Raw genomic sequence first — 9,058 nt, 5'->3', positions numbered from 1 at the left:
GCGATATGCAGGATGATCGCGCCGGATTCGAAGAGGGTGAGATCGCCGTCCTCATAGGTCGGAATCTGCCCGAAAGGCTGAAGCGCAAGATGGGCGRGCTCTTTCATCGCCTTGAACGAAAGGAAGCGGACGTCATAGGGCTGGCCGACTTCCTCGAGCGCCCAGCGAACGCGCATGTCACGCGCCAGACCCTTGCCGCGATCGGGCGAGCGTTCAAAGGCAGTAATCGTAATCGTCATGGTCGTTATCCTTGGTCTGTCCGTCTGGAAGACGGACGGGCAGGCGGGAAGCCGACAGATGATGCCCGAATTAATCCGCGCGGGCCAAGCGGAGCCGGGCTTGCGCCATCGGTCGCCCATAGAACGATTGTGTGCCGGAAAGGGCACTGCTGCAGCTCTCATGGAGAATGAAGTTCAGCAGGATGCGTCGGTCGGCCGCCCGGTGGATTCAATCTCGTCGGCTGCCCGCTTGATCTCTGTCAAGGACTGCCGGGCGAGCGTGCGATACACCTTCCCGCATAGCCGATTCTCCTGCTCGTGAAGCGCTTGCGAGAGTCGCGATAGCAGATGGAGATTGGCCGAACACGCTAAAAGGGTTATACCAGTTGCGTCGGCAACTCTGGGGAGGCGTTGTGGCTCAAATCACGGATTCTGTCGGAGAGTTCAGGAAGAAACGCAGGCGCGAGCTGTTGACGTTCGCCGTGCTCGCTTTCGGGATCTGGCCTGTGGTCGCTGTCGGGGTCGTCGGCGGTTATGGCTTCATGGTCTGGATGTACCAGATCGTTTACGGGCCGCCGGGACCGCATGACGTGAAGGCCGCGCCTCCGGGCTCGGCAGAGTGAGGATCTCCATGGTTCTCCCAGCTCGCACCCGACGTGGTTTTCTCACCGGAAGGTCATCTGAAGATCAAGGCAGGATCTTCCCTTCCGGGAGGATACTTCCTCCCGGAGCCACTGAGACATCCGTTCAAAACTGTTCGGGCTGCGGTGCCTGCGTCGATGCCTGTCCGACGAAGATCATTTCGATCCGTTCGGGCGTTCCGGTCGTGGACTTCAGGCACAGTGAATGCACCTTTTGCGGCAAGTGCGCGGAACGATGTCCTGAGAATGTCTTTCCGGCCGGTTCTGCAGGCGGCTTTGCCCATTATGCGGCAATTGGCGATGGGTGCCTGGCCAATAATTATGTCGACTGTCAGGCGTGCCGCGACAGCTGTCCGGCCGGTGCGATCCGGTTTCGGCCGCGGCTCGGCGGGCCGTTCGTTCCCGAACTCGATGCGGAGGCATGCACGGGATGCGGCGCCTGCATTGCGGTCTGTCCGGCCGATTCCATCACCATAAAGCCCCGCCGTCAGGAGGTCGCTCATGTCTGAGAGCCGTCATCACGTCTCCAGTGCCGTCGTCATCACCCGCCCGGAACTGACAGAAGATGTCGCAGAGCGTCTCGCGGTGATCGACGGGGTCGAGGTTCACGCTACGGGAGCGGGCAAGATCGTCGTGGTGATCGAGGGGCCGCATTCCGGCGTGCTCGGGGAAACGCTCATCGGCATCTCGGGGATGGACGGCGTGCTCGCCGCCCACATGGTTTTCGAACAGGCAATGGTTTTTGAACAGGCATTGGAAATGAAGGAGACAATCGATGACGACCGAACTCACGCGGCGTGATCTCCTTAAGGCGCAGGCTGCGGCGATCGCCGCTGCGACCGCAGGCCTTGCTGCACCCGCTGCGGCGCAGTCGGTGCCGGGCGGGGTGGAGGCGCTGGAGATAAAATGGTCCAAGGCTCCATGCCGCTTCTGTGGCACCGGCTGCGGCGTCATGGTCGGCGTGAAGGAGAACCAGGTCGTCGCGACCCATGGCGACATGGAGGCGGAGGTCAATCGCGGCCTCAACTGCGTCAAGGGCTACTTCCTCTCCAAGATCATGTACGGCAAGGACAGGCTGACGAGCCCGCTCCTGCGCAAGCGGGACGGTGTCTACGCCAAGGACGGCGAGTTCGAACCCGTCACCTGGGAAGAGGCCTTCGACGTGATGGCGGCGCAGGCCAAGCGCGTGCTCAAGGAAAAGGGGCCGACGGCGCTCGGCATGTTCGGCTCCGGCCAATGGACGATCTTCGAAGGATACGCCGCGACAAAGCTGATGCGGGYGGGCTTCGGCTCCAACAACCTCGATCCCAACGCGCGCCACTGCATGGCTTCGGCGGCGGTGGCCTTCATGCGCACCTTCGGCATGGACGAGCCGATGGGATGCTACGACGATTTCGAGAACGCCGACGCCTTCGTGCTCTGGGGTTCGAACATGGCCGAGATGCATCCGATCCTCTGGACGCGCGTCGCCGACAGGCGGCTCGGGCATGAGCATGTGAAGGTCGCGGTGCTCTCCACCTTCACGCATCGCAGCATGGACCTTGCCGACATACCGCTGATCTTCAAGCCGGGTTCGGACCTCGCGATCCTGAACTACATCGCCAACCACATCATCAAGACCGGCCGCGTCAACCAGGATTTCGTCGACAAGCATACGAAGTTCATGAAGGGGACGACCGACATCGGCTACGGCTTGCGTCCGGACAACCCGCTCGAATTGAAGGCCAAGGGTGTCGCCGACGCCGCCAAGATGGACCCGATCGACTTCGAGGCCTTCAAGGAGATGGTCTCCGAATATACGCTCGAAAAGGCGGTCGAGCTTTCGGGCGTCGACAGCGCCTTCCTGGAACAGCTCGCGGAACTCTATGCCGATCCCAAGACCAAGGTCATGTCGCTGTGGACCATGGGCTTCAACCAGCATGTGCGCGGCGTGTGGGCCAACCAGATGGTCTACAACCTGCATCTGCTGACGGGCAAGATTTCCGAGCCGGGAAACAGCCCGTTTTCGCTGACGGGACAGCCGTCCGCCTGCGGCACGGCCCGCGAGGTCGGCACTTTCGCCCACCGGCTGCCGGCCGACATGGTCGTGACCAATCCGGAGCATCGCAAGCACGCCGAGGAAATATGGAAGCTGCCGGACGGGCTGTTGCCGGGCAAGCCCGGTTATCACGCCGTCGAGCAGGACCGCATGCTGCATGACGGGAAGCTGAATTTCTACTGGGTGCAGGTCAACAACAACATCCAGGCCGCGCCGAACACCAGCAACGAGACCTATAAGGGATACCGCAATCCGGACAATTTCATCGTCGTCTCGGACGCCTATCCGACAGTGACCGCCATGAGCGCCGATCTGGTGCTGCCGGCGGCCATGTGGGTGGAGAAGGAGGGCGCCTACGGCAATGCCGAACGGCGCACGCATGTCTGGCACCAGCTGGTCAATGCGCCGGGCGAGGCCCGCTCGGACCTCTGGCAACTGGTGGAATTCTCCAAGCGCTTCACCACCGACGAGGTCTGGCCCGCCGAGATCCTCGACAAGAACCCGGAATACAAGGGGAAGACGCTCTACCAGGTGCTCTACCAGAACGGAAAGGTGGACGAATTTCCCCTGTCGGAGGTGTCGCCCGAATACGAGAACCGGGAGGCCAAGGCCTTTGGCTTTTACATTCAGAAGGGGCTGTTTGAGGAATATGCCGAGTTCGGCCGCGGGCATGGACACGATCTCGCGCCCTACGACATGTATCATCAGGTTCGCGGCATGCGCTGGCCCGTCGTCGACGGCAAGGAGACGCGGTGGCGCTACCGTGAAGGCTACGACCCCTACGTCAAGCCGGGCGAGGGGCTGAAGTTCTACGGGCAGAAGGACGGCCGCGCGGTCATCCTGGCGGTGCCCTACGAACCGCCGGCCGAGTCGCCCGATGAGGAGTTCAATTTCTGGCTCGTGACGGGCCGTGTTCTCGAACATTGGCATTCGGGCTCGATGACGATGCGTGTTCCCGAGCTCTACAGGGCGTTTCCCGGCGCGCGGTGTTTCATGAACGGAGACGACGCCAGGATGCTGGGCTTCAATCAGGGGGCGGAGGTGCGCATCCAGTCGCGGCGCGGCGAGATCATCAGCCGCGTGGAAATTCGCGGGCGCAATCGAATGCCGCATGGCGTGATCTTCGTCCCGTGGTTCGACGCCAGCCAGCTGATCAACAAGGTCACGCTCGACGCCACCGACCCCATCTCCAAGCAAGCGGATTTCAAAAAATGCGCAGTCAAGCTTCTTCCCGTCGCCTGATCTCGAGGCGCGCCTGGGCGATCGCGGCCGTCGCCTTTCTCATGCTCACGGGCACCGTCACCCTGGCGCAGATGGTGCCCTCATTGTCGGGCAACGAGAACCCGATGGAGAGCAAGGAGGCGAAACCGGTTCCCAAATGGGTCGTCGATGACATCAGGAAGATGCGGAATTATCCGGACCAGCCTCCGATCATCCCGCATTCGATCGAGGGCTACCAGCTGACGGTGAACGCCAATCGCTGCCTTTCCTGCCATCGGCGCGAGCTGACGGAAGGCTCCGGCGCGCCGATGATCAGTGTTACGCACTTCATGACCCGCGAAGGGCAGATGCTGGCCGACGTTTCGCCCCGGCGATATTTCTGCACCGCCTGTCACGTGCCGCAGGCGGATGCGAAGCCCCTGGTGCCGAATACCTTCAAGGACATGAGCGAGCTGGGCTTCAAGCCTGCGGGAAGCGAGCAATGATCGGCTGGATAAAGGCGATAATCCTCTGGTGCTGGCGTTTGGTGAGCACGCCGGCCGTGACACTCAGCCTGGGTTTCCTGACGCTTGGCGGCTTCGTCGGCGGCGTCATGTTCTGGGGCGCGTTCAACACCGCGCTCGAGGTGACCAACACCGAGGCCTTCTGCACCGGCTGTCATGAAATGAAAACGAACGTCTACGAGGAACTGAGCCGCACGGTTCATTTCTCCAACCGCTCGGGCGTTCGCGCCACGTGCCCGGATTGCCATGTGCCGCACAAATGGACCGACAAGATCGCCCGCAAGATGCAGGCGTCGAAGGAAGTCTGGGGCAAGATATTCGGGACGATCAACACGCGCGAGAAGTTCCTCGACAAGCGGCTGGAGCTCGCCCAGCACGAATGGGCGCGGCTGAAGGCCAATGACAGCCTGGAATGCCGCAACTGTCACTCGATGGGCGCCATGGACCTGACGAAACAGACCGTGCGCGCCGCCGAGATCCACACGCGATACCTGCTGCCGGGCAAGGCGACCTGCATCGATTGCCACAAGGGCATCGCGCATGAACTTCCCGACATGAAAGGCGTCGATCCGGGCTGGAAGGTCCCGGCGGAGCTGATGGGCAGGAATTCCGATCCCGGTTGGCATGAGCGGGCCAAGCTCGCGGCCTATCTCGGTACGGCAGATGCGGTGACCGGCAACGACTGACGGCTGCTGCCGGTGCTCTAACCCCCTGAAAGCGGTCTGTTTTTCAGGGGGGGGGAACGTTTTGCCGGCATTTGCGTTTCGCCGACATGATCCACGTGCAGCCTCTCCCTCCGCCGGCCGTCTTCCCGCAGCTTGGCAAAATCATTGAGACCGGTCGCGAGCAGATCCATATGCTCGAAAGTGGAAGCACAGGTGAAAATCCGGTCGTGTTGCTGCATGGCTGCGGCAGTATCTCGGCGGAAGTGATGATGCCGTTTGCGGGCAGCGGTCTTCACATGATCGCGCCCGACAGGCCGGGTTATGGTTTCAGCCCGGCACTGCCCGCCGGTGAGCGCGGCCCGCTTGGCCAGTCTTTCTGGCTGGAGCGTTTCCTCGAGGCGCTGGAGTTCGAGAAGGTCGTGCTGTCAGCCCATTCGATCGGTTGTGCGGCAGCGCTGCATCTGGCCGTCCGCCGGCCGGATCTCGTGAAGGGCCTGTTTCTCATCTCGCCCTGCTGCCGGCCCGTTCCCTTCAAGCCGTTCATCGTGCTGCGCAGCGCCGTGGCGCCCTTCGTCGGCCCCGTCATCCGCCAGCATGTGATCGCCCGCTGGTCGTCCTATTTCCTTGAGCGCGGCTTGCGCGCCTCGTCCTATCCCAATCCCGTCGCAGCAGAGCTTTTCACCCTGCCGCCCATGCACGTGGTCAATGCCGCCTCGATCGCCACCATGGCCGAGGAACTCTGGGCCTTCAACGGCGACATGCAGCCGCTTGGAAGACTGCCGGCCGATCTGCCGGTCTCCGTTCTCTTCGGGCGCGAAGACCGGATCATCGATCCCGTCTGGCATCTCGACTGGCTCCATGAGAGGCATCCGGCCGTCCGCGTCGAACTGCTCGATGGCGTCGGCCACATGCCGCACCATGTCGCGCCCGATCTGGCGGTGACCATGCTGGGCGATCTTGTCGGCAGTACGCCGGGTGATCTTGCAGGCGAGGATAACAGGCCTTTCATCGCGATGGTCTAGGCCAGAGGGCAGGGCGAGAAAAGGCCCGCCTGGCTAAGGCGCACTCAAAGTACGCACACTTGTCGCATGTCAGGACATCAAAGAGGCTCACCGCTGCAGGCTTCCGGCGCTGGCCGCGGAGGAGCGCTTTCGGCGGCGCGGCGGGCCTGTTGCCGGCTGGCGGTGTCCAGCAGGGTAGCAAAAGAGGCAAGGCTGATCCTGTCGGCGCGCAGCACCTGACGGATAAGCGCATCCCTCAGCATGTCAGATGCGGTCATCTCATTCATCGCCTGTCCTCCATCTCCGAACCTATGGTAGGCGTTATTTGTAAAGAGTGCATGTCAGGGTGGTGGCAAAAACAAGGCAAGGGCGGTGCGAGTTCAAAGCCGGTAATCGTAATCGTCATTGGTGTGTCCTCCATGATCTGTCTGTCTGGATGACGACCGGCCGGAGGGGAATCCGACAGTGGGATGATGGAAATAGTTCTGGCGCAACAGGTGGTGGATTTCCGGCGGAACATGAACAGAGCTCCTCTCCGAATGATCTTTATGATGGATGGGGGCGGGGACTCCCTTTTATCAACAACATTCCCCTCTAGAAGTCCCAAGCGACCTATAAGGTGATTGCCCGAGCGTCGCCGGTTGTGTATCTCCACGGTGCACTACGGGGGGCCACATGACTAGACTGCTCAAGACCATCGCCCTGATCTCGCTCGGGGCTGTTTCCGGCTGCGTTACGATGGATAGCGCCAAGCCTGCTATGGAGGCCCTAAAAGGGCAACCTCTCAGCGCCGCTATCGCCAAGCTCGGCTACCCTGACAGCCAGATGAGCATCGCCGGTAAGAAGGTCTACACTTGGAACAACCACGACAGTGGCTCCTACACTCTGCCCACCTACAACACTGCCACGACATATGTGAACGGACAGCCGATTTACTCGACCGTGCAGGGATCGAGGACCACCAGCTACGACTATGAGTGCAAGCTCAAGATCATCGCCAGCCAGAGCGATATCATCGAGAACTTCGAATGGGACGGCGACATCGGCGGCTGCGAGGCCTTCGCGATGCGGCTCCAGAAGAAGAGTTGACCGGCGCGGCATACCTGGTGAGCGAGGGGCAGCGAGAATATCAGGTCTCAGGTGGATATTCAGATGCTTGAGAAATTCACGCACGTCAAAAACCCCCTCACTGTCGTAGCGCTATTCGCTGGATTCGCAGAAGTAAGCGGCACCTTAATTCTTCCGCTTATTGAGAGAGAGACGCAAGCGACGTACGTATGGTTCTTGATGGGGTTCCCGACACTTCTCATCTTGCTGTTCTTTGCGATCCTGAACTGGAATCATACCGTCCTGTACGCGCCTTCTGACTTCAAAGACGAAGAAAACTTCACCAAATTCACAAAAGCATCGCCATCAGCGATATTGTTGAAGGAGGCCGAGGAGTTCCCGGAGCAAGTGATCGAGGAGTCACAAGTGCTTGGGGATGCCGCTCTGTCGGCTGCACATGACGAGCTAGCGCTACAAGCCACGGAACAATCAGGTGGTCTCGCCCACGAACCTCTTCCAAGTCAGGCAGAGACTTCATCGTCGGTAGAGGCGCCTATACCTTCTTACCTGAGACTGTCTCACGATGCGAACCGGCTTCGAATGAGGGTTTCGACCGATCTGGCGCTCAGTAAGCTTGAAAGGACGCAGAAGCGTTTCTTCTATCGCTCTCTGGCAGTTCCATCCATCCCTAACCTAGTTTTCGATGGCGTTGACGCTACGCCGGGACGTTTTACAGTTGTTGAAGTTAAGTATACCCACAATGGTTCGATTCCGCTCTCTCTGATCAAGATCATCTTTGATCGCGTCAATAAGCTGTACGAAAACTTAAATGAAGCAGAGAGGGAAAACTTTTCGTTCATTCTCATGTTGGTAGTGGGGGACCATGCGCCCTCCAGGACGAGGCAGCTTCTAGAGAACACATCGCAGTCTATATCAGACCTCTACCCATTCCCGACCGAAATCAACATAAGCACGTGGGGTAGCCTTCAACCGGATGAGAACATGCCCTGACGATTGATCAGAAGAATGAAACCGTAGCAGCCCTGTTGAAGGCTAGTCCGCTCTCCAGACGCTGCGCCTCGAGTGACCATCAGCCGTTGTGCGATAGAACTCCCGCTGATGGCTGAATGCTTCGCTCAGGACGAGATCATCTCAGCCTTGAGCGGGGAAAGGCGATGGAGAAGATCTGCGGAAAAGTCTGTCGCCTGCCAGATAGCTATGGAATGCGGGAGGATGCCGGGTCATATGAATGACCTGATATCGGCATTAGCGCCGACTCTTCACTGATCGCCGCATCTCAAAAGGCGCCCTTCAGCGCCTCCATCACCACCCTGATGGCCGGCACGTCCCTGATCTCGGCGTGGACGACCAGCCACACCTCCCGCCTCAGAGGGTTTTCATCCTCGATACGCTGCAGGTCATCCGCATCCGACACCGCGAAATCCGGCAGCAGGACGACACCGCCGCCGAGCCTTGCTGCGGCTGCCTGAAACTCCAGAACGGAGGAGCGGATGGCGATCGGCCGGCCGGCGGCGAGTTCGAAAAGGCGCAATTGCTGCGGCGAGGCGTTCATGCCCTCGTCATAGCCGATGAAGGTCCATTGCGCCTCCGGCACGGTTTCGAGATAGGCCTTGGACGCATAGAGATGGAAGGCCATTTCCCCGACTTTGGTAATGGCATAATCGCCGTCTTCCGGCCGCGACATGCGCACTGCGATATCCGCC

General features: G+C 60.4%; 12 protein-coding genes. 9 read left to right on the top strand and 3 right to left on the bottom strand.

Going from position 1 to position 9,058, the window contains the following annotated elements; all coding sequences use genetic code 11:
- Nucleotides 1-239, bottom strand: a 239-nt coding sequence (locus AC1D35_RS33560; protein WP_477942186.1) for a glutathione S-transferase N-terminal domain-containing protein, incomplete at its 3' end; no start/stop codon positions are given.
- A gap of 392 nt (nt 240-631) precedes the next feature.
- Here AC1D35_RS33560 and napE point away from each other — a divergent pair.
- The 7 genes from napE to AC1D35_RS33525 all read left to right on the top strand — a co-directional run bounded on the left by napE (nt 632) and on the right by AC1D35_RS33525 (nt 6,308).
- Nucleotides 632-841 carry a periplasmic nitrate reductase, NapE protein gene (gene napE, locus AC1D35_RS33555; protein WP_113301943.1) on the top strand — a complete coding sequence of 70 codons (210 nt, stop codon included), beginning with the start codon at nt 632-634 and terminating at the stop codon, nt 839-841.
- 8 nt (nt 842-849) lie between these two features.
- Nucleotides 850-1,368: a ferredoxin-type protein NapF gene (napF, locus tag AC1D35_RS33550; RefSeq protein WP_113311373.1), complete on the top strand. Its 519-nt coding sequence runs from the start codon at nt 850-852 to the stop codon at nt 1,366-1,368.
- The gene (locus AC1D35_RS33545) at nt 1,361-1,660 is read left to right on the top strand and encodes a chaperone NapD (protein WP_113311372.1); all 300 of its coding nucleotides are present in this window, start codon (nt 1,361-1,363) and stop codon (nt 1,658-1,660) included. The genes napF and AC1D35_RS33545 overlap by 8 nt, the downstream gene beginning before the upstream one ends.
- Nucleotides 1,635-4,139 (top strand): periplasmic nitrate reductase subunit alpha, encoded by a 2,505-nt coding sequence (gene napA / locus AC1D35_RS33540; protein WP_477942181.1) that lies wholly within the window; start codon nt 1,635-1,637, stop codon nt 4,137-4,139. The genes AC1D35_RS33545 and napA overlap by 26 nt, the downstream gene beginning before the upstream one ends.
- A gap of 41 nt (nt 4,140-4,180) precedes the next feature.
- A complete protein-coding gene (locus AC1D35_RS33535) occupies nt 4,181-4,603 on the top strand; it encodes a nitrate reductase cytochrome c-type subunit (RefSeq protein ID WP_113301965.1) in 423 nt (140 codons plus the stop codon).
- Nucleotides 4,600-5,307, top strand: coding sequence for a cytochrome c3 family protein (locus tag AC1D35_RS33530; RefSeq protein ID WP_113311371.1), 708 nt, complete (start codon nt 4,600-4,602; stop codon nt 5,305-5,307). The genes AC1D35_RS33535 and AC1D35_RS33530 overlap by 4 nt, the downstream gene beginning before the upstream one ends.
- Nucleotides 5,308-5,393: 86 nt before the next feature.
- Nucleotides 5,394-6,308, top strand: a complete 915-nt coding sequence (locus tag AC1D35_RS33525; protein WP_113311402.1) for an alpha/beta fold hydrolase — start codon at nt 5,394-5,396, stop codon at nt 6,306-6,308.
- Nucleotides 6,309-6,385: 77 nt separating this feature from the next.
- On the opposite strand, the gene AC1D35_RS33520 is transcribed toward AC1D35_RS33525, so the two are convergent.
- The gene (locus AC1D35_RS33520; RefSeq protein ID WP_113311370.1) at nt 6,386-6,574 is read right to left on the bottom strand and encodes a hypothetical protein; all 189 of its coding nucleotides are present in this window, start codon (nt 6,572-6,574) and stop codon (nt 6,386-6,388) included.
- A gap of 388 nt (nt 6,575-6,962) precedes the next feature.
- Between AC1D35_RS33520 and AC1D35_RS33515 the strand changes: the two genes are divergently transcribed.
- Both AC1D35_RS33515 and AC1D35_RS33510 read left to right on the top strand, forming a co-directional pair.
- On the top strand, nt 6,963-7,376 hold the full coding sequence (locus tag AC1D35_RS33515; RefSeq protein WP_113311369.1) for a hypothetical protein: 414 nt from the start codon (nt 6,963-6,965) through the stop codon (nt 7,374-7,376).
- A 63-nt stretch (nt 7,377-7,439) separates the two neighbouring features.
- Nucleotides 7,440-8,345 carry a hypothetical protein gene (locus tag AC1D35_RS33510; protein ID WP_113311368.1) on the top strand — a complete coding sequence of 302 codons (906 nt, stop codon included), beginning with the start codon at nt 7,440-7,442 and terminating at the stop codon, nt 8,343-8,345.
- A gap of 286 nt (nt 8,346-8,631) precedes the next feature.
- Here the strand turns inward: AC1D35_RS33510 and AC1D35_RS33505 are convergent.
- Nucleotides 8,632-9,058 (bottom strand): LysR substrate-binding domain-containing protein (locus tag AC1D35_RS33505; RefSeq protein ID WP_477942176.1); only part of this gene is annotated, 427 nt, incomplete at its 5' end.

Source organism: Rhizobium sp. P1_E6 (assembly GCF_056405875.1).
Note: the sequence above shows the minus strand (reverse complement) of the source record. Positions and strands in the feature narration are given on the sequence as shown.

Bases quoted from the DNA above. Each gene is read 5' to 3' on its own strand.
- napF (WP_113311373.1), top strand. From the start codon at position 850: ATGGTTCTCCCAGCTCGCACCCGACGTGGTTTTCTCACCGGAAGGTCA.
- AC1D35_RS33545 (WP_113311372.1), top strand. From the start codon at position 1,361: ATGTCTGAGAGCCGTCATCACGTCTCCAGTGCCGTCGTCATCACCCGC.
- AC1D35_RS33535 (WP_113301965.1), top strand. From the start codon at position 4,181: ATGCTCACGGGCACCGTCACCCTGGCGCAGATGGTGCCCTCATTGTCG.
- AC1D35_RS33530 (WP_113311371.1), top strand. From the start codon at position 4,600: ATGATCGGCTGGATAAAGGCGATAATCCTCTGGTGCTGGCGTTTGGTG.
- AC1D35_RS33525 (WP_113311402.1), top strand. From the start codon at position 5,394: ATGATCCACGTGCAGCCTCTCCCTCCGCCGGCCGTCTTCCCGCAGCTT.
- AC1D35_RS33520 (WP_113311370.1), bottom strand. From the start codon at position 6,574: ATGAATGAGATGACCGCATCTGACATGCTGAGGGATGCGCTTATCCGT.
- AC1D35_RS33515 (WP_113311369.1), top strand. From the start codon at position 6,963: ATGACTAGACTGCTCAAGACCATCGCCCTGATCTCGCTCGGGGCTGTT.
- AC1D35_RS33510 (WP_113311368.1), top strand. From the start codon at position 7,440: ATGCTTGAGAAATTCACGCACGTCAAAAACCCCCTCACTGTCGTAGCG.